At 72.6% G+C, this 23,818-nt stretch carries 23 protein-coding genes and 1 pseudogene; 12 read left to right on the top strand and 12 right to left on the bottom strand.

What is annotated here, in order from left to right; all coding sequences use genetic code 11:
• The first annotated feature begins 17 nt into the window (after positions 1-17).
• The 3 genes from ACFYOH_RS18245 to ACFYOH_RS18255 all read left to right on the top strand — a co-directional run bounded on the left by ACFYOH_RS18245 (position 18) and on the right by ACFYOH_RS18255 (position 3,567).
• Positions 18-1,550, top strand: a complete 1,533-nt coding sequence (locus ACFYOH_RS18245) for an amino acid permease (RefSeq protein WP_388626688.1) — start codon at positions 18-20, stop codon at positions 1,548-1,550.
• 182 nt (positions 1,551-1,732) lie between these two features.
• A complete protein-coding gene (locus tag ACFYOH_RS18250) occupies positions 1,733-2,824 on the top strand; it encodes a mechanosensitive ion channel family protein (RefSeq protein WP_388626690.1) in 1,092 nt (363 codons plus the stop codon).
• Between the two features lie 266 nt (positions 2,825-3,090).
• Positions 3,091-3,567 carry an ATP-binding protein gene (locus tag ACFYOH_RS18255; RefSeq protein WP_388626691.1) on the top strand — a complete coding sequence of 159 codons (477 nt, stop codon included), beginning with the start codon at positions 3,091-3,093 and terminating at the stop codon, positions 3,565-3,567.
• 310 nt (positions 3,568-3,877) lie between these two features.
• On the opposite strand, the gene ACFYOH_RS18260 is transcribed toward ACFYOH_RS18255, so the two are convergent.
• Entirely contained in the window at positions 3,878-5,140 is a 1,263-nt protein-coding gene (locus tag ACFYOH_RS18260) for a SpoIIE family protein phosphatase (protein ID WP_388626693.1), read from the bottom strand.
• A gap of 438 nt (positions 5,141-5,578) precedes the next feature.
• On the opposite strand from ACFYOH_RS18260, the gene ACFYOH_RS18265 reads away from it, so the two are divergent.
• Positions 5,579-6,220 (top strand): carbonic anhydrase, encoded by a 642-nt coding sequence (locus ACFYOH_RS18265; RefSeq protein WP_388626695.1) that lies wholly within the window; start codon positions 5,579-5,581, stop codon positions 6,218-6,220.
• Positions 6,221-6,242: 22 nt separating this feature from the next.
• Here ACFYOH_RS18265 and ACFYOH_RS18270 read toward each other — a convergent pair.
• Positions 6,243-6,942: pseudogene (locus tag ACFYOH_RS18270) on the bottom strand (L-threonylcarbamoyladenylate synthase); the annotation flags it as partial.
• A gap of 295 nt (positions 6,943-7,237) precedes the next feature.
• On the opposite strand from ACFYOH_RS18270, the gene ACFYOH_RS18275 reads away from it, so the two are divergent.
• The 4 genes from ACFYOH_RS18275 to ACFYOH_RS18290 are packed head-to-tail and all read left to right on the top strand — an operon-like array spanning position 7,238 to position 9,495.
• A complete protein-coding gene (locus ACFYOH_RS18275; protein WP_388626697.1) occupies positions 7,238-7,885 on the top strand; it encodes a YqjF family protein in 648 nt (215 codons plus the stop codon).
• Positions 7,882-8,244, top strand: coding sequence for a hypothetical protein (locus ACFYOH_RS18280; RefSeq protein WP_388626699.1), 363 nt, complete (start codon positions 7,882-7,884; stop codon positions 8,242-8,244). The genes ACFYOH_RS18275 and ACFYOH_RS18280 overlap by 4 nt, the downstream gene beginning before the upstream one ends.
• A 25-nt stretch (positions 8,245-8,269) precedes the next feature.
• Positions 8,270-8,953, top strand: coding sequence for a hypothetical protein (locus ACFYOH_RS18285; protein ID WP_388626701.1), 684 nt, complete (start codon positions 8,270-8,272; stop codon positions 8,951-8,953).
• Positions 8,953-9,495, top strand: coding sequence for a hypothetical protein (locus tag ACFYOH_RS18290; protein WP_388626703.1), 543 nt, complete (start codon positions 8,953-8,955; stop codon positions 9,493-9,495). The genes ACFYOH_RS18285 and ACFYOH_RS18290 overlap by 1 nt, the downstream gene beginning before the upstream one ends.
• Positions 9,496-9,991: 496 nt before the next feature.
• Here the strand turns inward: ACFYOH_RS18290 and ACFYOH_RS18295 are convergent, their stop codons facing one another.
• From ACFYOH_RS18295 to ACFYOH_RS18305, 3 genes are all read right to left on the bottom strand, one after another.
• The gene (locus ACFYOH_RS18295) at positions 9,992-10,423 is read right to left on the bottom strand and encodes a hypothetical protein (protein WP_388626705.1); all 432 of its coding nucleotides are present in this window, start codon (positions 10,421-10,423) and stop codon (positions 9,992-9,994) included.
• A gap of 41 nt (positions 10,424-10,464) precedes the next feature.
• The gene (locus tag ACFYOH_RS18300) at positions 10,465-10,932 is read right to left on the bottom strand and encodes an SHOCT domain-containing protein (RefSeq protein WP_388626707.1); all 468 of its coding nucleotides are present in this window, start codon (positions 10,930-10,932) and stop codon (positions 10,465-10,467) included.
• Positions 10,933-11,052: 120 nt separating this feature from the next.
• Positions 11,053-11,700, bottom strand: coding sequence for an HdeD family acid-resistance protein (locus ACFYOH_RS18305; RefSeq protein ID WP_388626709.1), 648 nt, complete (start codon positions 11,698-11,700; stop codon positions 11,053-11,055).
• A gap of 240 nt (positions 11,701-11,940) precedes the next feature.
• On the opposite strand from ACFYOH_RS18305, the gene ACFYOH_RS18310 reads away from it, so the two are divergent.
• Positions 11,941-13,350: a DUF2252 domain-containing protein gene (locus ACFYOH_RS18310; RefSeq protein WP_388626711.1), complete on the top strand. Its 1,410-nt coding sequence runs from the start codon at positions 11,941-11,943 to the stop codon at positions 13,348-13,350.
• A 33-nt stretch (positions 13,351-13,383) separates the two neighbouring features.
• Here ACFYOH_RS18310 and ACFYOH_RS18315 read toward each other — a convergent pair whose 3' ends face one another.
• The 6 genes from ACFYOH_RS18315 to ACFYOH_RS18340 form a co-directional block, all read right to left on the bottom strand.
• The gene (locus tag ACFYOH_RS18315) at positions 13,384-13,581 is read right to left on the bottom strand and encodes a hypothetical protein (RefSeq protein ID WP_388626712.1); all 198 of its coding nucleotides are present in this window, start codon (positions 13,579-13,581) and stop codon (positions 13,384-13,386) included.
• A 102-nt stretch (positions 13,582-13,683) separates the two neighbouring features.
• Positions 13,684-14,202: a hypothetical protein gene (locus ACFYOH_RS18320; protein ID WP_388627189.1), complete on the bottom strand. Its 519-nt coding sequence runs from the start codon at positions 14,200-14,202 to the stop codon at positions 13,684-13,686.
• A 16-nt stretch (positions 14,203-14,218) separates the two neighbouring features.
• Positions 14,219-15,847, bottom strand: a complete 1,629-nt coding sequence (locus tag ACFYOH_RS18325) for an MFS transporter (protein WP_388627191.1) — start codon at positions 15,845-15,847, stop codon at positions 14,219-14,221.
• Between the two features lie 98 nt (positions 15,848-15,945).
• A complete protein-coding gene (locus ACFYOH_RS18330; protein ID WP_388626714.1) occupies positions 15,946-18,558 on the bottom strand; it encodes a LuxR C-terminal-related transcriptional regulator in 2,613 nt (870 codons plus the stop codon).
• 232 nt (positions 18,559-18,790) lie between these two features.
• Positions 18,791-20,782 carry a hypothetical protein gene (locus tag ACFYOH_RS18335; protein WP_388626716.1) on the bottom strand — a complete coding sequence of 664 codons (1,992 nt, stop codon included), beginning with the start codon at positions 20,780-20,782 and terminating at the stop codon, positions 18,791-18,793.
• Positions 20,783-20,894: 112 nt separating this feature from the next.
• Positions 20,895-21,773, bottom strand: coding sequence for a YhjD/YihY/BrkB family envelope integrity protein (locus ACFYOH_RS18340; RefSeq protein ID WP_388626717.1), 879 nt, complete (start codon positions 21,771-21,773; stop codon positions 20,895-20,897).
• A 293-nt stretch (positions 21,774-22,066) separates the two neighbouring features.
• On the opposite strand from ACFYOH_RS18340, the gene ACFYOH_RS18345 reads away from it, so the two are divergent.
• Genes ACFYOH_RS18345 through ACFYOH_RS18355 form a run of 3 tightly spaced genes read left to right on the top strand, consistent with a single transcriptional unit; the run spans position 22,067 to position 23,353 of the window.
• A complete protein-coding gene (locus tag ACFYOH_RS18345) occupies positions 22,067-22,525 on the top strand; it encodes a DUF6325 family protein (protein ID WP_388626719.1) in 459 nt (152 codons plus the stop codon).
• Between the two features lie 50 nt (positions 22,526-22,575).
• Positions 22,576-22,917, top strand: coding sequence for an SHOCT domain-containing protein (locus ACFYOH_RS18350; RefSeq protein ID WP_388626721.1), 342 nt, complete (start codon positions 22,576-22,578; stop codon positions 22,915-22,917).
• Between the two features lie 31 nt (positions 22,918-22,948).
• Positions 22,949-23,353: a DUF4186 domain-containing protein gene (locus ACFYOH_RS18355; RefSeq protein ID WP_388626723.1), complete on the top strand. Its 405-nt coding sequence runs from the start codon at positions 22,949-22,951 to the stop codon at positions 23,351-23,353.
• Positions 23,354-23,394: 41 nt separating this feature from the next.
• Here the strand turns inward: ACFYOH_RS18355 and ACFYOH_RS18360 are convergent, their stop codons facing one another.
• Positions 23,395-23,796 (bottom strand): hypothetical protein, encoded by a 402-nt coding sequence (locus tag ACFYOH_RS18360; RefSeq protein WP_388626725.1) that lies wholly within the window; start codon positions 23,794-23,796, stop codon positions 23,395-23,397.
• Positions 23,797-23,818: the final 22 nt, after the last annotated feature.

Raw genomic sequence — 23,818 nt, forward strand, 5'->3', positions numbered from 1 at the left:
ACCCGGAGGTCCCCCGCATGTCCCCCACCCCCGATCCCGCGCCCTCCCCGGGCCTGCCCCAGCAGGACGAGGAGCAGCGGCTGCGCGAACTCGGCTACCGGCCCGTGCTGGCCCGCCGCATGGGCGGCTTCGGCAACTTCGCGATCAGCTTCTCGGTGATCTCGATCCTGTCCGGCTGCATGACCCTGTACGGCTTCGGCCTGAACACCGGCGGCCCCGCCGTGATGCTGTGGGGCTGGGCGGGCGTCGGTCTGTTCGTGCTGTGCGTCGGTCTCGCGCTCGCCGAGGTCACCAGCGCCTATCCGACGTCCGGCGCGCTGTACTACATGGCCGACCGGCTCGGCGGCCGGCGCTGGGGCTGGTACACCGGCTGGCTGAATCTGCTCGGTCTGCTCGGCGCGATCGCCGGCATCGACTACGGCGCCGCGCTGTTCACCGGCGCGTTCGCGAACCTGCAGTGGGGCTTCACGCCGACGCCCGGCAGGACGATGCTGATCTTCTGCGCCATCCTGCTGCTGCACGCGGTGCTGAACCTGTTCGGTGTCCGTCTGGTGAGCCTGCTGAACTCGGTGAGCGTGTGGTGGCATCTGGCGGGCGTCGCGCTCATCGTGGGCGCGCTCGCGATCGTCCCCGCCCACCACCAGTCGGCGTCCTTCGTGTTCACGAAGTTCGTCAACGAGACCGGCTGGCACAATCCGATCTACGTGGCGGCGATCGGCCTGCTGCTCGCGCAGTACACCTTCTCCGGCTACGACGCCTCCGCGCACCTGTCGGAGGAGACCTCGCAGGCCTCGGTGTCCGCCGCGCGCGGCATCGTACGGTCCATCTGGGCGTCCTGGATCGCGGGCTTCGTGCTGCTCGCGGGTCTGACCTTCGCCATCCAGGACTACGACGCCACGCGCAACACCGCCACGGGTGTGCCGCCCGCGCAGATCCTGCTCGACGGCCTGGGCACGGGTGGCGCGAGCGCGCTGCTCCTGGTGGTGATCGTCGCTCAGCTGTTCTGCGGCAACGCCGAGGTCGCCGCGGCCAGCCGGATGGTGTTCGCGTTCAGCCGCGACGGCGCGCTGCCCGGTTCGCAGTTGTGGCGCAAGGTGAGCGGCCGCACCCAGACACCGGTCGCCGCCGTGTGGCTGTCCGTCGTCGTGGCGGGTGTCCTCGCCCTGCCGTCCCTGTACTCGACGACGGCGTACAACGCGGTGACCGCCGTCAACGTCATCGGCATCACCCCCGCCTACGCCATCCCGGTGCTGCTGCGGCTGCGCGCGGGCGACCGTTTCCGGCCGGGGCCGTGGCATCTGGGCCGCTGGAGCCGGCCGATCGGCTGGATCGCGGTGATCTGGGTGGCCTGTGTGACCGTGCTGTTCTGCCTGCCGCAGGCCTCGCCGGTCACCGTCGACACGATGAACTACGCGTCGGTGGCGCTCGCCGTCGTCCTGGTCCTCGCGACCGTCTGGTGGTACATCGCCCGCCGTTCGTACGGCACGCCCACCGCCGCCGCGTACGGCAGCGACCGCGACCAGGCCGAACTCGCGGAGGGCATCGTCTGAGCCACCCGCGCCGAGAGTGCCGGTCCAGGTACGAACTGGTGTTGCGGATACGGCAGGATGAGCGATCGCGCCGGTCGACGGGGTTCCCCGGCCGGCGCGATCGCACATCCCGCACATCGAGCAGGTGACTACGTGACGAGACTTCGCAACTCCGCAGCACGGGCGTGCCCCGGAGGTGTCCGGTGAACCGCGCGCTGACCCTGGACGACCTCGTCCTCGCCGGCATCTCCCTCGCGGCGGGCCTGTTGCTCGCCTTCATGTCCCGCACCCTGCTGCGCTGGCTCGCCAAACACGCCAAGCGGACCCGCTGGAGCGGCGACGACGTCATCGTGGACGCCCTGCGATCGGTCGTGCCGTGGGCGGCGATCGCGAGCGGTGGGGCGGCGGCCGCGGCCGTGCTGCCGCTGACCCGGACCGTGCAGCACCACACCAACCAGGCCCTGGAGGTGTGGCTGATCTTCGTGGTGACCCTGTCCGCGGCCCGGGTGATCGCGGGTCTGGTCCGCACGGTCACCCAGTCCCGCTCGGGCGTGGCGGGCTCGGCGACCATCTTCGTCAACATCACCCGGGTCCTGGTCCTCGCCATCGGCTTCCTGGTGGTCCTGCAGACCCTCGGCATCTCCATCGCGCCCCTGCTGACCGCCCTGGGCGTCGGCGGTCTGGCGGTCGCCCTCGCCCTGCAGGACACCCTCGCCAACCTCTTCGCGGGCATCCACATCCTGGCCTCCAAGACGGTCCAGCCGGGCGACTACATCCGGCTCGGCAGCGGCGAGGAGGGGTACGTCGTCGACATCAACTGGCGTCAGACGACGGTCCGCCAGCTGTCCAACAACCTGGTGGTCATCCCCAACGGCCAGCTCGCCAAGGCCAACATGACCAACTACACGCATCCCGAGCAGCGGTTGACGGTGCTGGTGCAGGTCGGGGTGGGCTACGACGCCGACCTGGAGCACGTGGAGCGCGTGACGGCGGAGGTCGTCGCGGAGACCATGCGCGAGGTCGAGGGCGCCGTACCGGAACACGAGCCCGCGGTCCGGTTCCACACCTTCGGCGACTCCCGCATCGGCCTCACGGTGATCCTCGGCGTGGGCGAGTTCAGCGACCAGTACCGCATCAAGCACGAGTTCATCAAGCGCCTGCACCGCCGCTACCGCGCGGAGGGCATCAGCATCCCGGCCCCCACCCGGACGGTGGCGCTGCAGCAGGGCGCGGTGGTGATCCCGCAGCAGCGCAGCGGGGAGGAACTGGCACCGGGGCCCGGCCGGGGCGACTAGGCCGGGTCCAGGGTCCGCGGAATCGTTGGCAACGGCGAACCTTCGGCCTGCTGTGTTGCCGACGTGCGCAGCGGGGCGGCGCAGGACTGTCGTCGTTTGATGCGCAATCGGCGGCTTCGTGGCGTAGATCATTCACAACGCCTGCCCAGCCCTCTCGCCCGGGCCCTGAAGAGATGCCGTCGAGACCATCCGCTCAGTGGCCGTGCCCGTGGCGGGGTTGAGGGGGTATGCGCTGTGAGGCGGCGGGGTCAGTGTGAGGCGGCTGAATGGACGAGGCGGCGGAAGGCGACGGCAGAGAGTCGCTGGTCGACAGGCCGGTATTGGTGGCTGCGGCGTTCGAGGGCAGTGAGGGGATCGCCGAGGCCCGTGACCTGGCCCGGTCGTTCCTCATGAACCTGCAGGCCGTTCATGGGCTGCCGGTTTCCGGCCGGGCGATGGGCATGGTCCAGCTGGTGGTCAGCGAGCTGGTGACCAATGCCCGCAAGTACGCGCCTGGCCCCTGCCTGCTGACGCTGGAGATCGAGGAGGGAACCGTCGAGGTCAGTGTCTGGGACAGCAGCACGATGCTGCCGTCGGTGCTGGCAGCGGACCCTGACCGGATCGGTCAGCACGGTTTGGAGATCGTGATGGCGGTGTGCCGGAGCTTCGCCGTCCACCGTGAACAGGTGGGCAAGCGGATCACGGCGGCTGTCGTCCTCGCCGATGATCCCGGCGGAGACCTTGCCGGCCGCCAGGTGCTGTGAGTCGGTCCGCCGGATCCAGGGCTGTGCGTGCCTGACAGACAAGCTGGGGCGCCGGGTGGCGCAGATGCCCCCGCTTCGCCGCACTGGCCGCCAGGCTGGTCGTGATCGCCAATAGGCCTGCGACTGACCGTGAGTTGCTGATTCCGATTCGTGTGCATGACGGAGAGGCGGCAAGGAATGCGGCTGGGCCGGCTGTACTCCCCGAAGACGCGGCCGGCCCCCGGCTGCCCATGCCGACTTGACGCTTGATCACATCATCTGCCGACCGGCCGCGGGCAGACGGCCTTCACAATCTCCAGCACCGTCCCGGTCAGTACGGTCGGGTCGTTCGGTCCAGGCGGACGACGACGATGGCGATGTCGTCGTCGGCGCCGCTGGCGAGGTCCAGGCCGGCGAGGAGGGCGTCGGCGAGGTGTTCCGCCCCGAACTCGGTGCAGGTGGCGAGCATGTCGGTCAGGCGGGTCAGGCCGGCGTCGATGTCCTCACCGCGGCGTTCGATCAGGCCGTCGGTGTAGAGGATGAGGGTGTCTCCGGGGGCGTAGGTCTTGTTGGCCTGGGGGCGGGGGACGTGTTCGGGGCGGGCGCCCAGCGGGGGGTCGGTGGCCTGGTCGAGGAGTTCGCAGGTGCCGTCAGGGTGCAGCAGGACGGGCGGGGGGTGGCCGGCGCTGCTGTAGATGAGCAGGTGGCTGTGGCAGTCGACGAGGACCTGGACGGCGGTGGCGGCCAGTGCTCCCTCGACCGAGCGGGCGTACAGGCCGAGGACCTCCAGTGCTTGGGCGGGGCCGTGGACGGTGCGGGTGGCGGCGCTCAGCGCGCTGCGCAGTCGGCCCATGACGGTGGCGGCCATCAGTCCGTGGCCGACCACGTCGCCGACCGCGACGGCGAAGCGGTCCGCGGGCAGGTCGACCGTGTCGTACCAGTCACCGCACACATTCAGCGCTCCGACGGCGGGCAGGTAGCGCACGGCGATGTCCGGGTGCCGGCCAAGGTCCGGAGTGTGGAGCATGGTTTCTTGCAGAGCGACGGCGATGCGCCGCTCACGGGCGTGCGCCTGTTGCAGTTCCTCATTGAGCTGTTGCAGCTGCCGCGCCCGGGCGTACAGCTCGGCTTCCATGGCCGCTTCCCGGCCAGGGCGGACCGACGGCAGGTGTGTCGTCCGGCGGGCGCGGACGACGTCGGTCATGTCCTCGGACCGGTGGAGGATCCAGGCGACCCTGCCGTCGGGGGCGAGGAGGGGCACGTTGATCGCGGTACACCACCGCTCCTTGAACACCTCGAGGTTGCCGACGACCGGGATGTCGTACCTCTGCAGCGCCATGTGATCCGTCCGGCCCGAGGACAGCACCCTGTGCAGTGAGGCTTTCAGCGTCTCCATCCCGTCGGCCTCCGGGTCGGCGGGGTTGTCCGGGAAGACGTCGAAGAGGTACTGCCCGACCAGCTCAGTCGGGCTACGTGCGGTCCCCTCGCAGAAGGCCGGGTTGGCAGCGGCGATCACCAGGTCCGTGCCCAGCATCAGGCACGGGCTCGGAAGGACGGCGAACACCGCCGTGTAGTCGATCTCCGGTGCCGTCACACGTGTGCCCCAGCGAGTTGCCCCTCTTCAATCTACGAAAGTCCCTGCCCCCGCGCCCGCCGAGCTCCTCAGGGGCAAGCGGGGCTGGCGGCTGCGTACCCCCATCCGGCGTGCGCACCGTCTCGCTGTGTGGTCTCCTGGCCCGGCGGTCTCGGCCCCGCGCGGGAGGCCACCGGCCGCCCCGGCAGCTCCACTCCTATGGCGTACACCCCCTGCCCTGCGGGACCTCGCCTATCGGCGAGTGACAGCGTCGCGGGAAGAGGCTTGAGGGCCAGGTGGTGCGGGCGGTTGTGGGTGGAGCGGCTGCGCGGCGCACCGCAGCCGGCCACCAAGAGCGACACCGCCCTGCGTCTGGGAGTGCCGGCTGCGGAGGGTGTGCAGGCCGCCACGCGTGGACCCGGCCGCGCGATTTGGCGGGGTCGGCCGTAGCCTTCCACCATGACTGAGACCCTGACGCCGACTCCCGAGGATGCCTTCGAGATGCTGCTGGCCGGCAACCACCGGTTCGTGGCCGGCTCGCCCGAGCATCCCAACCAGGACGCCGCACGCCGCGCCGAGACCGCCCCGGCCCAGAATCCCTTCGCGGTGCTGTTCGGCTGCTCCGATTCGCGGCTGGCCGCCGAGATCATCTTCGACCAGGGGCTCGGGGATCTTTTCGTGGTCCGTAACGCCGGGCATGTCGTCGGTGCGGAGGCGTTGGGAAGTATCGAGTACGGCGTGAGTGTGCTGGACTGCCCGCTGGTCGTGGTGCTGGGCCATGACTCGTGCGGGGCCATCGCGGCTGCCCGCGCTGCCGCCGACGGCGGCCAGGTGCCCGCCGGCTTCGTCCGTGACGTCGTCGAGCGGGTGACCCCGAGTGTGCTGGCGGCCCGTGCCGCCGGACGCGAGCAGCCCGAGGAGATCCTGGCCGAGCACATAAGGCTCACCGTCGATCTGCTGATGGAACGCTCCCGCGTGCTGGCCGAGCGAGTGGCCGCCGGCCGACTTGCCGTGGTGGGTCTGTCCTATCGCTTGGCCGACGGCAGTGCGCAACTGGTCGCCTCCCACGGCCTGAGCAGGGCTGCTGCCCCCACACGGTGAAACCCGCGGCCGGCCACCCTGTTCAGTGCTGCTGGGGGTCGGTGACCGAGGAGGGCCGGGGCCCTGCGGCGCGGCGGAGCCAGGTTGGCGATCGCCAGTCCCAGGCCCTCCTCCGTCGGCAAGGACGCGACGATGAGGTCGCACCCCTGCTGGTCGAGGTCGCGCAGGAACCCGTACAGGCTGCGCGCGTAGGCGGCCGTCGAACCCGGGAGAGCCACCACGGCGTGCGCCTTCACCGCAGCATCGGCGAAGGCTGGGGGAAGGAAGACACTCACCTGGTGCCCCAGCTCCTGCGCGAGCTCCGCTTCGGCGATCACCTTCTCGGGCTCGACGAGGACGACTCGCGCGCGCGGCGCGTAGTGCGACGGATGCCGGCCCGGCACCCGGACACGGCTCGTCGAGGGGACCGCGAGCGGGTGCCCGAGCACCGCTTCGAGGGCCTCGAGTGTCACTCCGCCGGGCCGGAGGATGCTCGGGGTCTCGCCCGTGGCGTCGACGATGGTGGACGCGACGCCGACCTCGCAGGGGCCGCCGTCCAGCACGAGGTCGACCGCCTCGCCGAGCTCGGCACGGACGTGGTCCGCGGTGGTGGGGCTGACCTGGCCGAAGCGGTTGGGGGAGGGGGCCGTGACACCGCCGCCGAAGGCGGACAGCAGCGCGAGGGCGACGGGGTGGTCGGGCACGCGCACGGCCACCGTCTCCAAGCCACCCGTCGCTTCGAGGGATGATCAATATCGGCGCCACCCGGCACCAGCCGTCGCACCACCGGACCCCGCCGCAACTCGCGGGATCCGGGCGCAGGTGACGGCTTGGCCATCCCCCCAGGTGCCGGGCGAGGACGGCTCAGTGCGGAAGCGCAGTGGGGGCCCTGCTGGCCCAGACACCCCATGTCCGCATCGGGTCGTGTCGAGTTTTGATGCGGACCTCCTGGGGAGTCGGTGCGTGTGGTGTCCTATGGACCCAGAGCATCGTGTGTATCTCCGGGCACTTCGCGCTGGCTGGCTCACCAAGACGTTCGTGCACTGGGCCTACTCTCCCGAGCAGGTACAGCGTCTGCTGCCGGACGGGCTGACGGTGGACACCCATGATCAGTGGGCGTGGGTGAGCCTCACGCCGTTCGTGATGGCCCGTGTGCGCCCGCCGGGTGTACCTGCTGCTCTGCCCTCCTTCGCGGAGACCAACCTGCGCACATGTGTACGTGAACGGGGCGGCAGGGTCGGCCTGTGGTTCCTGACCCTCGAGGTGAGTTCCCCGGTCATGCTGGCCGCCCGTGCGATCGGTGCGCCGTACCACCTCGGGCACCTGACGCTGTCGCGGGGCGGTGATGTAGTGACCTACGCCGGGGCGCGGGGGCGTGGCGGGCCGTCGTACCGCGTGGTGGTCCGTCCGGGCGAGCCGGTCCGGCCGAGCCCGCGGGGTGTGTGGCTGAGGTCGCGGTGGCGGGCCTTCACACGGGGCTGCGGCGTGCTCTGGCAGACGCCCGTCGAGCACGAGCCCTGGCCGCTGCGCGCGGCGCGCCTGGAAGACCTCCAAGAGACCCTCACCCGGGCGGCCGGGCTGCCGCCGCCCGCACAGGCGCCGCTGGTGCACTTCTCCGACGGCGTCCACAAGGTCCGCTTCGGGGTCTCGCGCCCGGTGCGGCCGACAGTGAGGAGACAGGGATGAACCCGGTGCTCGTGGCGCGGGCCCAGGGGCTGTTCAACCTGGTCGGGGGCGGCTGGCCGCTGCTGCACCTGCGCAGCTTCGAGTGCGTCTTCGGACCCAAGTCCGAGGAATGGCTCCAGCGCACGACAGCCGGGCTGCTGGCCACGGCAGGCTGGAGCATGCTGTTCACCCCGGCCGGTGCGGTGCGCCAGGCCCGCCGTACGGGCCTCGGGACGGCCGTGACCCTCCTGGCCGTCGACCTGGTGTACGTGCCCATCGGCCGGATCCGTCCGACCTATCTGCTGGACGCGGCGATGCAGGCCGGATGGCTCCTGGCATGGCGCCGGTGCGGCCGACTCGGGCCGCCCGCGGGCGGATGAACCCGACCACCCCCGAGGCACCCTGATGCGCCGATCCCCGCGGACTACCCGGTGGCGCTTCGACGGCTGGATCGCCGGGATCGGCACGGCGTCCGGCGCCCGCCTGATCCTCGGCCACTGGCCCCGCTCCTCCTTCGGGCCATTCAGCGACGTGATGCTCGAACGGACCGACGGCCACCGCCTGTTGCTGGCACCCACCCGGCAGACGGCGGACTTCATCGCCGGCACCTACGCCTTCGACGAGGTCCGCATCGAACCCGTACGCGTCCACGTCACCGGCGCCGACTGGACGGTCACCGCAGGCCCGCTCCTCGACCTCCGGTTCACAGGCGGCCGGCGCGGCCCCGTGGGGCTGCTCCTGCGGACGGTCCCCGATGTCCTGGCCGCCCGGCCCTTCTGGACGGTGGTGACGGACCCGCTCGCCCGCCTCCTCCTGGGCGTGCGCACCCGTGGCACGGCCGGCGCCGGCCGACGCGAGTGGTACGGCACCCGCGATCTGCATCTGATCACCGCGGCCACCGTGATCCTCCAGGGCCGCCACCTCGGCGCCCTCACCGCGGTGGAACCGCCCGTACGGTTCGGCTTCGGCTCCACGCCCCGCCCGCCCTGTCTCGTACGCGTCACGACGACGGTGAGTACACCGCGCACACCCGAACCTCTTGCATCCCCGGCTACACGGCAGCCACCCGCACAAGAAGGAGGCTTCTGATGAACGCCCCACCACGGAGCTCACCTCGGCGCCACCCGCCCGCACGCGGCGCCGACATGAAGCTGCTCGGCATCTATCTGAACGACCACCTCGCCGGCGCCACCGCGGGCACCCAGCGGGCCGGCCACCTGGCACGTGTCACCCGTGGTTCCGCGCTCGGCCGCGCGCTCGGGCCCGTCGCCACCGACATCGCCCAGGACCGCACGGCGCTTGTCGGCATCATGCGGGACCTGGGTGTCCCCGTACACCGCTACAAGGTCTCCGCGGGCTGGGTCGTGGAAAAACTGGCACGGCTGAAGGGCAACGGCCGCCTGGTGCGACGCTCTCCGCTGAGCACCGTGCTGGAGCTGGAGGCGTTGCGGCTGGGGGTGGAGGGCAAGGCGGCCGGATGGCAGACCCTGCGCCGGCTCACCGGGACGGACGAACGCCTCGATCCAGCCCTGCTCGACAGGCTGCTGGAGCGAGCCCGACGACAGCTGGACACCGTGGAGGAATGGCGCATCCGCCAAGCCGAAGCGGCACTCCGCACAACGGCTGACTGAGTGACGGCGCCACGGGCTGGCTCACGACACCTGACGGCGCTCAGCAGCACAGCCGCAGCGTCGGGAAGCCCGTGTCTTCCGCCGAACCCGGCAGCCAGACGATCACGCCTCCGCAGCGCGAACGGCTGTTCCGCAGCCGAATGAGGGCGGGGCGAGGACTTGTGCGGCTCTCCCCAGGTACGCCTGTCCGCGCGGTGTTGCGGTGAGCGGGCGGGTGCGTTCGATGATGGTGAAGCCGACCATGCGCTCGATCCGCAGGAGGTGGTGCCTGATTCCTGGGCTGCGGTAGGGCTCAGCTTCAGCCCCGGCACCTCCGGGATGCACAGTCCGCGGTGGTGGCGCCGGTGATGGATCCCAGTGATCCACTCGCGGATGATCGCCTCAAGCTCGTCGAGGAAGAAGCAGCGACTCGCGGATCCTGGCCGGGCCCGCACAGGCCGGCCCGCACGAGCCGGTGCCACTCCGTGCGGTGCCGGTCGTGCGGGTCAGGACCCTGTTACGGGCTCTCGGCGGATTCCCTGCCCTGGACCACGCACAGGGCCCAGATGATGAACCCGGACAGCGCGATCATCACGACGGACCACACCGGGTAGTACGGCAGGGACAGGAAGTTGGCGATGATCACCAGCCCGGCGATGCCCACGCCGGCGACGCGTGCCCACATCGACGGTGTGAACAGGCCGAAGCTGACGATCACGGCGATCGCGCCCAGGACCAGGTGGATCCAGCCCCAGCTGGTGAGGTTGAACTTGAAGACGTAGTTCGGTGTCGTCACGAAGACGTTGTCCCGGGCGATCGCCATGATGCCCCGGAACACGCCGAGCAGCCCGGCGAGCAGCAGCATGACGCCCGCGAAGGAGGTCAGGCCACCCGCCCACGCCTGCTTGGCGGTGCGGGTATGGGCATGGGCGCGGGGTGTCGTGGTCATAGGGGGCCTCGATTCGTTCGTGTCGTTCTCGTGGGCGCGGGTCAGCCCCCGGAGGAGGCGTGGAGGTTCTCGGAGCGCCGGGCCGGGCCGGTGTCGCTGAGGACCAGTTGCTTGGCCCTGCGGAACTCCTCGTCGGTGATGTCACCGCGGGAGCGCATCTCGGAGAGCTTGGCGAGTTCGTCGGCGCTGCTGGTGCCGGTCCCGCCCTGCGCGGTCTGGCGGACGTAGGACTCGAAGGCCTCCTGCTGGGCGCGCGCCTGCGCCACCTCCCGCTCCCCCATGCCCTTGCCGCGGGCGATCAGATAGACCAGGACGCCCAGGAAGGGCACCACGACCACGAAGAGCGTCCAGGCGGCCTTGGCCCAGCCGCTCATGCCGTCGTCACGGAAGACGTCGACGATGACCCGGAACAGCAGGACGAACCACATGATCCACAGGAAGAACACCAGCATGGACCAGAAGACACCCAGCACCGGATAGTCGTACGCGAGGTAGTTCTGCGCGCTCATGTCTTTCCTCCATCCAGGGCACCGGCTCGCGGGGGTTCGCCGGGCCGGTCTCCGCCGTTCTCACCATGCACACGCTCGCAGCGGCACGTCCTCACCCGAGGCGGGTGATCGTGCGCCCGGTCAGTCCATCGGGCCGCGAACGCCCGGCAGCGCCCCGCTCCCGCGCACCGCCGCCCGCCACGCGAAGGCGACCGCCAGCTCGACCAGGCCCAGCAGCACCAGCCACAGACCGAGCAGCCGGGTCAGCGCCCGCGCCGACTCGGCGGGCAGCGCCAGCACCGCGATCCCGGCCACGATGCCGAGCAGCGCGGCGCCCAGGACGACACCCCGGTGCGGCAGGTCCCGGGCGGCGATCCCGGTGGAGAGGGTGAGCAGGCCGGACACCAGCCACACGAGCCCGACGACCAGCGCCAGCGCGGTGATGGTCTGCAGCGGATGGCGCAGGCAGAGCACGCCGGCCAGGACGTACAGCACCGCGACCAGCAGTCCGGGCAGCCGGTCTCCGTGGTTCTCCCGCGCGAACGCCGTCACGAACCGGATCGCGCCGCCGAGCAGCAGGTAGAGGCCGATGAGGACGGCGAGTACATGCAGTGTCTCGCCCGGCCAGACGAGGACCAGCACGCCCGCCGCGAACGTCAGGATCGCCGACGCCAGGATCCAGGTCCAGGAACGGGCGATCACCGTCATGGCCTGTGCGGCGCCGGTGCCCGTCCCGCCGGGCGGATACGACAGCCCGGCCCGCGGTTCCTGTCCACGCGGTTCGGTCATGGCTCCTCCTCGCGCGCTCGGCGCGGGCCGCGCACGGACTGCCCGCGGGCGGCCCGCGGCCCCGGAGCCGACAGCATTCCCGCGGCGGCTGGTGCGCCGGATCACCCACCGCGGGTGATCCCTCCGCGCGGACCGGGCGGTGGGGTGGAGCGGACGGGCCCACGGCCGGTGTTCCCCGGTCGCCGCGAGAGCCGGAAGCCCCCCGGCGGGAGGCAGGCCGCAGGACCAGGAGGGTGGATCATGACCGCACCGAGTGCCGACACCGTCGCCTCGTCTCCGGCCGACCGCGCGGCCTGGGGCAGGAGGGCGCGCAAGCGCGCGCCGCGCTCGGGCCACGGCGTGTTCGAGGCCGCGCCGGACCGTCCGGACGTGGTCGACGTCCTGGAGCGTCAGTCGGCCACGCGCGTACCGGAGCTGGTGCCGATCCGCTACGGCCGCATGCTCGAATCCCCCTTCCGCTTCTACCGTGGCGCGGCGGCGGTCATGGCGGCCGACCTGGGCCGGCTGCCCGGCACCGGGCTCCAGGTCCAGTTGTGCGGGGACGCCCATCTGCTGAACTTCGGGCTGCTGGCCTCGCCGGAGCGGCATCTGGTGTTCGACATCAACGACTTCGACGAGACGTTCCCGGGCCCGTTCGAATGGGACGTCAAGCGGCTGGCGGCCAGTCTCGCCGTCGCGGCGCGGAACAACGGCTTCACGGAGAGTGAGCAGGACGACGCGGTGCGCGCCTGCGTGCGGGCCTACCGGGAACGGATGAGGGGGTTCGCCGGCATGCGCACCCTGGACATCTGGTACGCCCGGGACGACGCCGACCGGATGCGCCACCTGCTGGCCGCCTCGATGGACGCGGAGAGCAGGCGCCGTACGGCCGAGGCGGCCGCCCGCGCCCGTTCCCGGACGCATCTGCGGGCCTTCGCCAAACTCACCCGGCTCACGCCCGAGGGCCGCCGGATCGCCGCGGACCCGCCGCTGCTCACCCCCCTGCGGGAGCTGCGGAGCGCGCCCTCCCCCGGTGAGCAGGACAAGGAGTTCCAGGCGCTGCTGGAGTCGTACACGCGCACCCTGCCCGCGGACCGGCGGCACCTGCTGCGGCACTACCGGCTGGTGGACATGGCGCGGAAGGTGGTGGGCGTCGGCGGTGTCGGCACCCGGTGCTGGATCCTGCTGCTGCTCGGCCGCGACGACGACGATCCGCTGCTGTTGCAGGCCAAGGAGGCCCAGGAGTCGGTGCTCGCGGCGTACACGGGCGGCGAGCGGTACGACAACCAGGGCCACCGGGTGGTGGCCGGGCAGCGGCTCCTCCAGGCGGCCAGTGACGTCTTCCTGGGCTGGACGCACGTCGTGGGCCTCGACGGGTGCGACCGGGACTTCTACGTACGGCAGTTGTGGGACTGGAAGGGCAGCCCCCGGCCGGAGACCTGGGACCCGGATCTGCTGAATCTGTCCGGCCAGGTGTGCGGGGCCGCCCTGGCGCGGGCCCATGCGCGGTCCGGTGATCCCGTCGCCATCGCCGCCTATCTCGGCGCCGGGGACCGCTTCGACCGCGCGCTGACCGGGTTCGCGCAGGCCTACGCCGACCGCACCGAGCGGGACTTCGAGGCGCTGGGCGAGGCGGTGCGCTCGGGCCGGATCGCGGCGGCCGATCTGTGAGGGACGGCCGCTCGGACGGCCGGCGAGCGGCTCTCACTCGGGCAGCTGCCGCATCTCCACGACCCGAAGGCCCAACGACTGGCACCGGTTCAGCAGCCCGTACAGATGCGCCTCGTCGATGACGGGACCGAACAGCACCGTCTGGCCGGACATCGTCACATGATCCAGCTCAGGGAAGGCCTTGGTCAGGGTCTCCGACATGTGTCCATCGACGCGGATCTCGTAGCGCATGGGCCGTTCTCCCGCCGCGGGCCTGCTGCGGTCTCGCCCCCGATCCTGCTCCGCCCGGCGGCACCGGGCCTCACCCGGCACAGGTGATCCGGGGGCTCCGGCTTAGTGCGTCAGGGCGATCTTGAACGTGGTGATCGCCAGGCCGAGCAGCAGATTGACCGCGGCGGTGCCGGCCACCAGCCGCCAGGACGCACCCGCCTGCCGTGCGCCGACCGCGGACCAGCCCACCTGACCGGCCACGGCGACGGCGACCGCCAGCCAGACCGCGCCGTCGACGCCCAGGCCGAGCAGCGGGCTGACGGCGACGGCGACGGCGGGCGGGACGGCCGCCTTGACGATCGGCCACTCCTCCCGGCACACCCGCAGGACGGTCGGCCGGTCCAGCGCCTGTTGTGCCAGACGAGCGCCGAACAGCTGGGCGTGGACGTGCCCCACCCAGAAGACGAGGCCGGTGAGCAGCAGCAGGACGCCCAGTTCCACGCGGGGGAACTTCCCCAGTGCGCCGGCGCCGATCACCACCGACGCCGCGAGCATCGATCCGTACACGGCACCCGTGTAGTCGGCGTGGGCTCGGCGCTCGGCACGGCGTCCCCGGGCCTCGGTACGGCCGGTGGGGGACATCGCCCTGCCTTCGTGCTCACTGCGTGGCACCGGCCACTCCCGCCGATGCGCCACCCTCCGCCGACTGCGGCCGGCGGGCCGGCGCGGTCGGCAGGTGCGGGGTGACGAGGAGGCTCGCGAGCGTGATGCCTCCGGTGGCGAGGATCGCCGCCTTCAGACCGTCGAGCTGTGCCGAGGCGTACGCGGAGGTGAGGGCGTCGACCTCGGACGGTGGCAGGCCGGCGCGCTGGGCGGCCACGCGCACCTGGGCGGTGGGCACGAAGCTGATCCCGGCCTCCAGCGCGACACCGGTCTGCTGCTTGGCCTGGGCCGACAGCTGGGGGTGGCTCTCCACCCCGGCGGTGAACGCGTGCGCCAGCGCGCCGATGAGCATCGACCCGATGAGCGCGGTGCCCAGCGCCGAACCCAGGTTCTGCGCCGTGAACTGCAGGCCGCCGACCTCGCTGCGCTCCGTCTCACCGGCACTCGACTGGACGACGTTGCCCAGCTGGGAGGCGAGCAGCCCCATGCCGATGCCGAGCACCGCCATGGCGCCGGCGAACTGTGCGTTGTCGATCTTCGGTTCGATGGTGGCGAGCAGCCACACGATGGACACGGCCAGCGTCAGCAGGCCCAGCCGGACGACCCGGCGCGGCCCCATGGTGCGGCCGAGCCGGGCGGCTCCGAGGGAGGTGACGAGCATCGTGACGGACACCGGCAGCAGCCGCAGCCCCGTCTGGAAGGCGTCGAATCCCTGGACCACCTGCAGGTACAGCGGGATGGTGAAGAACAGTCCGAGCAGGATCAGGTTCTGGCTCAGCAGGGTGAGCAGACCGGAGCGCAGGGGCGGCCGGCCGAACAGGGACAGGTGCACCAGCGGGTCGGCGCCCGCGGCCTCCCGCCTGCGGTCCCAGCGCACGAACAGGGCCAGTACGGCCACCCCGGCGGCGACGACGAAGAGGGTGGGCGCGAAGCCCAGAACGGTGAAGGGCGGGTTGCGCGGGTGCACCCAGCCCCAGGTGCTGCTCTGCAGCACAGCGAGCACGCCGAGCCCCAGCCCGCCCGCCGAGAGCACCGCGCCGACCACGTCCAGCCGGGGCGGCGGTACGGTCCGTTCGGCCTCCTTGATCACCCGGTGGCAGAGCAGGACGACGAGGACGACCACGACCTCGCCCGCGAAGACGAGCCGCCAGGTCAGATACGTCGTCACCCAGCCGCCCAGCAGCGGGCCGACCGCGATGCCGGCACCCGCCAGTCCCCCGATCACGCCGTAGGCGACGGCCCGTTCCTTGCCGCGGTAGGCCTCGGCGACCAGGGCCGCCATCGCGGGCAGCACCATCGCGGCGCCGAGTCCCTCGATCACCGACCAGCCCAGGGCGAGCATCCACAGGGTGGGCGCGAGGGCGGTGAGTGCCGAACCGGTGCCGTAGACGATCAGGCCGAGCAGGAACAGACGACGGCGGCCGTGGATGTCGCCGAGCCTGCCGCCGATGATCATGAAGGCGGCCATGACCAGCGCGTACAGCGTGATGACGGCCTGGATGGCGGTGACCTCGGTGTGGAAGTCCTCGACCAGTCGGCTGATGGAGACGTTCATGACGGACGTGTCCAGGACCATCAGGAACTGGGCCGTACCCAACACCATCAGAGTGCGCCAGTGTCCCATGGTGTCCACCGCCTCGCCGCGTACTCCCGTCACTCTCAGGGGAGCGTGCGGTGCTGTCGCGCGCCTCACCCGTCACGGGCGAGACGCCCGGGTCCCGGTCAGATCAGTCCGTGCTCGCGGGCCCGGCGCACCGCCTCGGCGCGCCCGTTCACACCGAGTTTGCGGTAGGCGCTCTTGAGGTGGGTCTTCACCGTGTTGACCGAGACGTACAGGTCGGCGGCGATCTCCTCGGTGGACATCAGGTCGGCCAGCCTGCCCACGACCTCGCGTTCGCGCCCGCTCAGCTCCTCGACGACCGGGGACGAGGGTTCCACGGCCGTCCCCGGTCCGCCGGGCGAGGCCCGGCCGGACGGGGTCAGCCAGCCCGCGGCCAGGCCCTGCAGCGGCGGTGTCTCCAGCAGGTGCCGGATACGCGGTCCGGCTTCGAGGAAGGGGCGCCGCAGCCGTTCCCGCCGGGCCTCCCGCAGGGCCTGGGCGAGCAGCGTGCGCGCGGTGGCGACGTCGGAATCCTGAGCGGCCTCGGCGCGCACCAGCGCGGCCCGGACGGTCGCTCTCGGAGCGGTGCGGCCCTGCGTCCGCACGCGGTCGAGCAGCTCGATCGCCGCTTCGCGGTCGCCCGCGGCGAACCGGGCCCAGGCCAGCTCCGCCGCGCACACGGGATCGTCGTCGCAGGAGACGTCGTCGAGCATCTTCAGGGCGCTGTCCGGGCGGCCCTCCGCCAACTGGGCGGCGGAGGCGATCAGCGCCGTCTGCGCCGCCGCCCAGGGGGAGGCCACCAGGGCCGGTACGCCGAGGTCGGCCGCCGCCGCGGCGGCCCGTGGCTCACCCCGCGACAGCAGCAGCCGTGCCGTCGCGAGCGCCCGGCCGGCGGCCGTCACCGGATCGGCCGGGGTTCCCGACTCGGCCACCTCGTCCAAGAGGGCCTGGGCCTGGTCCGGTTCGCCGCGATCGACGGCCACGGCCGCCAGCACCAGTCGGCCGAGGCCCGAGCCGCAGGACCGGGGGCGGCCTAGGCCGTACTTCTCCGCTTCGCGCAGGGCCGCCCGTGCCTTGCGTTCCGCCGGGCACAGCCGTCCGTCGAGGTAGTCGATCAGCGCCAGCTGTGCGAGGGAGTCCTCGCGTGGCAGCGCCGTGGAGACACCACTGGGGAATCCGGCCACCTCGGACAGCGCGGCGCGCGCCTCCTCGAAACGCCCGGCCCACAGCCGGGCCGAGCCCAGGTGGGTCAGCAGCAGGGCGGTGAACTCGGGGTGCTTCTCCAGCAGGTGGGCGGGGACCTCGCCGCGCAGTTCCCCGGCCGTCGTCGCGGCCTGCTCGGCCATGCCGGGCGAGCCGGTCAGCCGGCCCGCCAGGGACTGCAGCAGCGCACAGCTCAGCCGCCCCGCGGGGTCCGTCCGCGCGGCGAGGCGCTCCTCGGCGCGGCGCAGATGGACCAGGCCGCGTGCCACGTCGTACTCGGAAAGTTCGCACGCGGCCCGCACGAGGTCGGCCGCCGCGGTCGTCGCCTCGGGCTCCATCCGGGAGAACAGCTCGGCAAGGTCACTCGCGCGCAGGCCGGTGAAGAGCTGGCCGATCGCCAGGTCGTCGACGAGGGCCTGAGCGGTGAAGTTCCAGTCGCCCGCGGCGGCGCCGTGCGCCAGTGCCTCGGGCAGGGCGCCGGAGTCGCGCAGCCACCGCGCGGCGCACCGGTGGAGTTCGGTCTCCAGCCCTGGCGAGCGGACCCTGAGATGGACCCGGAGGATCTCGCCGAACAGCGGGTGCAGGCGGTACCACGAGTGCCCGAGGTCCTCCACGAACGCGTTCTGGCCGTGCAGTTCGGCGAGGGCCTGTTCGGCGCCGCCGCGCCCGGTCAGCTCCGCCACCAGTGCCGGGGTGAACCGCTCCACGACGCTGACGCGCAGCAGGAGGTCCTGGGTGCGGGCCGGCTGCCGTTTCAGCACTTCTGCCAGCAGGAAGTCGGCGATCGGGCTGCGGCCGGCCTCGAAGTCCTTCAGATACGTCTCGGGGTCCGGGCTCTGCCGGGCGGCCAGGGCGCACAGCCGCAGCCCGGCGGCCCAGCCCCTGGTGCGCTCCACCAGGGCACGGGTGGCCGCCGTGGGAAGCCGCAGCCCGTGCAGGTCCAGGAGCGCGGCGGCCTCGTCGACGGTGAAGGCCAGCTCGGCGTCCCGGATCTCCGTCATGGCCCCGGCCGCCCGGTAGCGGTGCAGCGGCAGCAGCGGCTCGGTGCGGGTGACGAGGACCAGTCGCAGCCCCTGCCCGGAGTGGTGCAGGACGAACTCCAGCTGTTCCGCGGTCCGTGCGGAGGTCACCCGGTCGAACTCGTCCAGCACCAGGACGACGGGCCGCTCCCGCCCGCTCAGTTCGCAGGCGAGACGGGCCAGCAGCTTGTGGTCCACGCGATGGGCCTCGCCGGGGCAGCCGAGGTCGGCGGGGAGCGGTACTCCGGCGGCCCGCAGGGCCTGGAGCACATAGGCCCAGAAGACTCCGCAGCCCTGGTTGCCCGCCCCGTCGGTGAACCAGGCGACCGGTTGTCCGAGCCGGGCGGCCCAGTCCGCGACCAGCAGGGTCTTGCCCGCGCCGGCCGAGCCGTTGACCATCGTCAGGGGAGTCTCGAAGGCCTGGTCGAGGCGTTCGGCGAGCCGCGGGCGGCGCAGGAACGTGACGGGCGTGGCCGGCAGGGCGAACCGGGTCTGCAGAAACGGCTCGCCCAAGGGATCGACGGGTGTGACAGCCGGTCCCCTCGTCTGCTTCTGCCGCCTCGTCACAGGGTCACCGCCCTGTCGTCGGGCTTGCGGAGCGGGCTCCACCCGATCAGGATCCCAGCTTTCCGGCCCGCCCGCAGATCGCACAGGGCCGGCCGGCCCTGCGCACGCCTCCCCGCACCGCGCCCGAGGGTCCCGGGACGGGGCCGCGGCCGTCGGTCGGCTGCGGCACGTGACGCCGTCAGTGCCGGTCGCCCGCCGGACCCGCCTTGCCGCGGGCCGCGTCGAGCTGGACGCGGCCCGCGGCCGCCAGCAGCGTGAGCACCGCGAGGACGGCGAGCAGTACGAGGACCAGCAGCAGGACGGTGAGCACCGTCGGATGGTCCCAGAGCGCGAAGACGAGCGCGACGATCAGCAGGGCGAGCAGCGTGACGGCCCGGCGGTAGGCCAGCGCGTACGCGCCGACGCGCCCGGCGCTGATGTGATGGCCGGCCGCCCAGCGCGCCGCGGAGTCCGCCGTGTGGTCGGAGTAGCCGCGGACGGCCACGGGCAGCCGGCCCGGACCGACGAGATAGGCGCCCAGGGCGATGACGACGCCCAGGACGATGGCCGTACGCAGGCTGACCCGCAGAAAGCCCAGCAGGGTGTCGAAGACGGCGGCCGCCGCGGCCCTCGACTGCACCTGGGGCGGCAGGTGGTCGAGGTAGTAGGCGCGCGCCACGACCAGGCCGACGGCCACCACCAGGCAGGCGAAGGCGGCGCCCAGCGCGGTGCGCGCCAGGGCCCGGCGCCGGTGGCGGGCCAGGAACACCCCGGTGGCGCCGAAGAGGACGACGAGCACCGGGAACCAGTTCCCGACGACGTCCAGGAGGCGGGCGCCCTTGCGGAACTTGACGAGTTCGTCGGAGTGGAACAGCACCAGTTGCTTGTTCACCTGCGGGATCCTGGCGGCGGGTTTCAGGCCGGCGTCGACGAGCTCCTTCTTCACCCGGTCCACGGCGGTGCCCACGTCCAGGGTGACGGTGCCGTCGCTGACCCCGAACGCCCCGCGTCCCTTGCCGGTCAGGGCGTGTACGACGGCGTTGTGGGCGGCGCGGTTGGCGCCCAGCCACACCGTGGCGAAGGCGTGGCTGTGGACGACGCGGGTGGCGATCCTGGTCACGGCCGTGTCGACGGCGGAGTCGATCTGCGGTCCGAGCCGGCTGATCGCGTCGGCGGCGAGCGGCGGCAGGCCCTGGGACTGCAGCCAGTGGGCGATGTCCCCGGCGACCCGTTTGCCGTCGACGTGGGCTCCCACCGCCTCGGTGATCCGGTGGACCGCCGCGTCCTGGACGGCGGGGTCGGTGGCGAGCGGCGCGACCGTGGACACATAGCGGTCGGTGTCGAGCGCGATGTCGTGCACCCAGGTGGCGAGCAGCGCGACGGGTACGAGGATGCAGGTCAGCACGAGGAGCACGGCCGAGGCGGCGCTGCGCCCGACGCGCCCGGCGCCGGAGCCCGCGGGGCGGCCCGCCGGCGGCCCTGCACGGCCCGACGCGGGTGGCACCGGGTAGGCCCGCTGCGGGTCCTGCCCCGGCCTGTCCGCCTCGCCACCCGGCCCGCCTGGCCGACCCGGCCCGCTCGGTCCGCGCGAGCCGCTGTCCCACCGGCCCGAGCCAGGATCCGGCCGATCCGAGCCACTGTCCGCCCGGCCCGAGCCGCCGTCCCGCCGATCCGAGCCCGCATCCGGCCGATCCGAGCCACTGTCCGCCCGGCCCGAGCCCGGATCCGCCCGGCCCGAGCCGCCGTCCCGCCGATCCGAGCCCGGATTCGACCGATCCGAGCCGCTGTCCGGCCGGTGCGCGGCCGCGGCCGGCTCCTGCGCATCCTCCGGCCGATGCGCGGCGGCGTCCCGGCCCTGCGCATCCTCCGGCCGATGCGCGGCGGCGTCCCGGCCCTGCGCATCCTCCGGCCGATGCGCGGCGGCGTCCCGGCCCTGCGCGTCCCTCCGTCCGTGCCCGGCCGCGTCCCGGCCCTGCGCGTCCCCCGGCCCGTGCCTGGCCGCGTCCCGGCCCTGCGCGTCCGGGGTCCGCTGGGCGGCCGCGGCCGGCTCCTGCGCATCCCCCGGCCGGTGCTCGGCCGCGTCCCCGCCCTGCGCATCCCCCGGCCCGTGCCCGGCCGCGTCCCGGCCCTGCGCGTCCCCCGGCCCGGGCGGGTCCGGCTCTGGTGGTTGGGGGGCGGGCGGCTTGGTCACGGGGCCTCCGGCGCAGTGGTGCGGCTGACACCCCCATTGCGTCAGCCTCGTGGCCGCTGCGCGCCCCGGGTGGACCGGACGGGCGACACCGCACCCCCCAAAAAACGAGGCCTCACGAGTCCCCCGCCGCACGGTCGCGCCGCGGAGGCGGGCTGCCGAGGCGGTCCGCCAGGAAGGGTTCCTGCGCCAGTACGGCGCCCACGCTGACGGCGACGGCCGCGGCGACGCACACCACGATCAGCCAGGACAGAAGCACGAACACGGACCCCACGGGGCCGTAGTCGGCGAGGGCGCGGTCGAGGGCCCGCGGCATGTACACACGCGCGGTCACGGCCAACGCGGTGAGGACGGTCGCCGTGACCAGGGCGCCCGGCAGCAGGGGCTTCCAGCCGACCAGACCGCCGAGCAGCAGATGCTGGGTCCACCACCACAAACCCACCTGGCTGATCCAGGTGAGGGGGATGCCGAGCCAGACGCCGACCCCGAAGCCGTCACGCAGAGGGCCCTGGAGCACCAGGACTCCGACCCACAGGCCCAGCCAGGCCAGCCACCGCCAGGGAGCGATCCGGGTTCCGGTGCGCGGGATCTCCCAGGCTCGCTTGCACAGGCGTTGCATCGCCCGGCTGACGGCGGTGGCCGACAGCAGCACCATCAGTCCGCCCACCACACCGGTGGTCTGCTTCAGGTCGCCGGACGTGGGCTGCAGCGCCTGCTCCAGCTCGGCACGCGTCGCGTCCGTCAGCCCGAAGAGCGCTGTCACCGATGCGACCAACTGGTGGCGGACCGTCTCCGGGGCGTACGCCGCGATGACGAACAGCAGGGGGACCGCGGTCAGGAAGCACTGCGCCGCGAGGCGCGTACCGGAGTCGAAGATATTCACGGACACCATCCGGTCCGCGAGATGGGTGACCACGGGGAACCGGCTTTCCGCCCGCCGGTGCACCGATTTCGCCCAGCCGGTCAGCTTCCGAGCACGCTGTGCCGTCGCCATCAGGGTCCCGGGGGGCAACTCTGCGGGCACGCCCGGCCCCCGCCCGCTGACGGCACCCCGACGGTCGGCATGACATGGCTCCCTTCGCTGGGACCAGCGTGGAGCGCCGAGCGTCCCGCGGCACCCGGGGGTCGTCCGGTGGGCCGCTGCCCGCCGCCCGCCGCATATGCGGCCCCTCGCGCCCCGTGGTGGACTGGAGAGGCAACGGGGGGCGAGCGTCGGCCGCGGGCCGCCGCCGGGGGGCCACGGGCGGGCGAGCGGAACCGATCCCCTGCGCCTCATGAGGAGAAGTCATGGACAGCGTCGAAGAGATGGGGCCCGTCGACTACCTGGTCATCGAGTTCCCCGGCAACCGAATGACGGGAGAGGCGTTCCCGCTGCTGGTCGATCTCGTCGACCGCCGGATCATCCGGATCATCGACCTCGCCTTCGTGCGGAAGGAGACCGACAGCTCGGTCGTCGCACTGGAGTTGCAGGACCTCGGCGACGAAACGGATCTGACGGTCTTCGAGGGAGCCTCCGCCCGCGTGCTCGACCAGAGCGACCTCGACGAGGCGGCCAACGCGCTGGAGCCGGGCAACTCGGCCGCGGTGCTGATCTACGAGAACCTGTGGGCCGCTCCCCTGGCCGGCGCGCTCAGGCGCAGCGGGGCGCAGCTCGTCGCGAGCGGCCGCATTCCGGTGCAGGCCCTGCTGGCGGCGTTGGACGCCACGGAGGAGACGGTGCCGCCCGGCGGCTCCGCGGCCGCCTGAAGCGGAGTGTCCCGCGTCCCGCCGCATCGACCCTTGGGAGATGACCGAACATGCCCGGACTGCTTCGCGGCGTCGCCCGCACGGCCGTCGTCGCCGGTACCGCCACCGCCGTGTCCAACCGTGTCTCACGCCGGCAGGCCGGCCGGTGGGCGCAGCAGGACTACGAACGGCAGCAACAGTACGAGCAGCAGTACGCGCAACCGCAGTACACACAGCCGCAGTACGAGCAGCCGCAGCAGGCTGCGCCGCCCGCTCCCGCCGCACCGGCCGCCGCAGCCCCCGACGAGATGACCGCGAAGATCGATCAGCTCAAGCAGCTGGCGGACCTGAAGGCCCAGGGGGTCCTGACGGACGAGGAGTTCGCGAGCCAGAAGCGCCTGCTCCTGGGCTGAGCCGCGTCCCCCGACGTACGCTCGTAGCGGCATGACCACCTCGCCCGACCCCCGTTCCCTGGACCAGCGCCTCGACGCCCTCGCCCGGCAGCCGTTCCGGGCCGGGTTCCGCCTGCGCGGCCGGGACCGGGCGACCGCCGGGCTCAAGGGCCCGGCGACGATCCGGTGGCACGCCTACGACCTGATCGCCAGGCGGCTCGCGCCCGCCGAGCCGTACAAGGACGGCAAGCAGACGCCGTACCGCGGCCACCCGGTCTTCGTCGCCCAGCACGCGACGGCCACCTGCTGCCGGGGTTGTCTGGAGCGCTGGCACGGGATTCCCAAGGGACGGGAGCTGACCCGTGCCGAGCACGTGTACGTGGTGGACGTGATCTGCCGGTGGATCGAGCGGGAGATGACGGGCGGGACCGGCCCCGGCCCCGCCCGCCGGCGCTGATCGCGGCGCCGGCCGAGAACGCCGCTGCCGAGAACGTCGCGTCAGAGCGTCGCGGAGTTCTCGTGCCAGTGGCCGCCGCGCCTGCTGTGCGGGGCCATGAGCGACGAGGTGACCGGGGTCACCGTCCAGTCCGGGTGGCCCGGCATGCGCGGGGTCTTCGTGCCGTACAGCCAGTCGCCCAGCGGTCCAGGAAGGCGCGCTCGACGGCGTGGAAGACGTCCTCGCCGACCAGCTGGCGGGAAGACAGTGCGCGCGGAGTTCGGCTGCGGGCAGATCGCGAAGCCGTCGGGGGTGGGCACCCAGGCGGTGTGGGCCAGGGTGGCGCGGGGGTCGACGGAGTAGGTGACGACGACCGGGACCGAGAGCCCGGCGTCCAGCGGCGTGGTGGGCGTGATCCGCAGCTTCTCGCCCACCTGCGCGAAGGACACGGCGGCACCGGCCACCTGCACGGAGCGTATGTCCAGG

The sequence above is a fragment of the Streptomyces sp. NPDC007856 genome, assembly GCF_042868225.1.
GTDB lineage: Bacteria > Actinomycetota > Actinomycetes > Streptomycetales > Streptomycetaceae > Streptomyces.

Bases quoted from the DNA above. Each gene is read 5' to 3' on its own strand.
- ACFYOH_RS18285 (WP_388626701.1), top strand. From the start codon at position 8,270: ATGCGCCGATCCCCGCGGACTACCCGGTGGCGCTTCGACGGCTGGATC.
- ACFYOH_RS18310 (WP_388626711.1), top strand. From the start codon at position 11,941: ATGACCGCACCGAGTGCCGACACCGTCGCCTCGTCTCCGGCCGACCGC.
- ACFYOH_RS18345 (WP_388626719.1), top strand. From the start codon at position 22,067: ATGGACAGCGTCGAAGAGATGGGGCCCGTCGACTACCTGGTCATCGAG.
- ACFYOH_RS18355 (WP_388626723.1), top strand. From the start codon at position 22,949: ATGACCACCTCGCCCGACCCCCGTTCCCTGGACCAGCGCCTCGACGCC.
- ACFYOH_RS18350 (WP_388626721.1), top strand. From the start codon at position 22,576: ATGCCCGGACTGCTTCGCGGCGTCGCCCGCACGGCCGTCGTCGCCGGT.
- ACFYOH_RS18295 (WP_388626705.1), bottom strand. From the start codon at position 10,423: ATGACCACGACACCCCGCGCCCATGCCCATACCCGCACCGCCAAGCAG.
- ACFYOH_RS18290 (WP_388626703.1), top strand. From the start codon at position 8,953: ATGAACGCCCCACCACGGAGCTCACCTCGGCGCCACCCGCCCGCACGC.
- ACFYOH_RS18320 (WP_388627189.1), bottom strand. From the start codon at position 14,202: ATGTCCCCCACCGGCCGTACCGAGGCCCGGGGACGCCGTGCCGAGCGC.
- ACFYOH_RS18245 (WP_388626688.1), top strand. From the start codon at position 18: ATGTCCCCCACCCCCGATCCCGCGCCCTCCCCGGGCCTGCCCCAGCAG.
- ACFYOH_RS18255 (WP_388626691.1), top strand. From the start codon at position 3,091: ATGGACGAGGCGGCGGAAGGCGACGGCAGAGAGTCGCTGGTCGACAGG.
- ACFYOH_RS18305 (WP_388626709.1), bottom strand. From the start codon at position 11,700: ATGACCGAACCGCGTGGACAGGAACCGCGGGCCGGGCTGTCGTATCCG.
- ACFYOH_RS18280 (WP_388626699.1), top strand. From the start codon at position 7,882: ATGAACCCGGTGCTCGTGGCGCGGGCCCAGGGGCTGTTCAACCTGGTC.
- ACFYOH_RS18265 (WP_388626695.1), top strand. From the start codon at position 5,579: ATGACTGAGACCCTGACGCCGACTCCCGAGGATGCCTTCGAGATGCTG.
- ACFYOH_RS18325 (WP_388627191.1), bottom strand. From the start codon at position 15,847: ATGGGACACTGGCGCACTCTGATGGTGTTGGGTACGGCCCAGTTCCTG.
- ACFYOH_RS18300 (WP_388626707.1), bottom strand. From the start codon at position 10,932: ATGAGCGCGCAGAACTACCTCGCGTACGACTATCCGGTGCTGGGTGTC.
- ACFYOH_RS18340 (WP_388626717.1), bottom strand. From the start codon at position 21,773: ATGGCGACGGCACAGCGTGCTCGGAAGCTGACCGGCTGGGCGAAATCG.
- ACFYOH_RS18315 (WP_388626712.1), bottom strand. From the start codon at position 13,581: ATGCGCTACGAGATCCGCGTCGATGGACACATGTCGGAGACCCTGACC.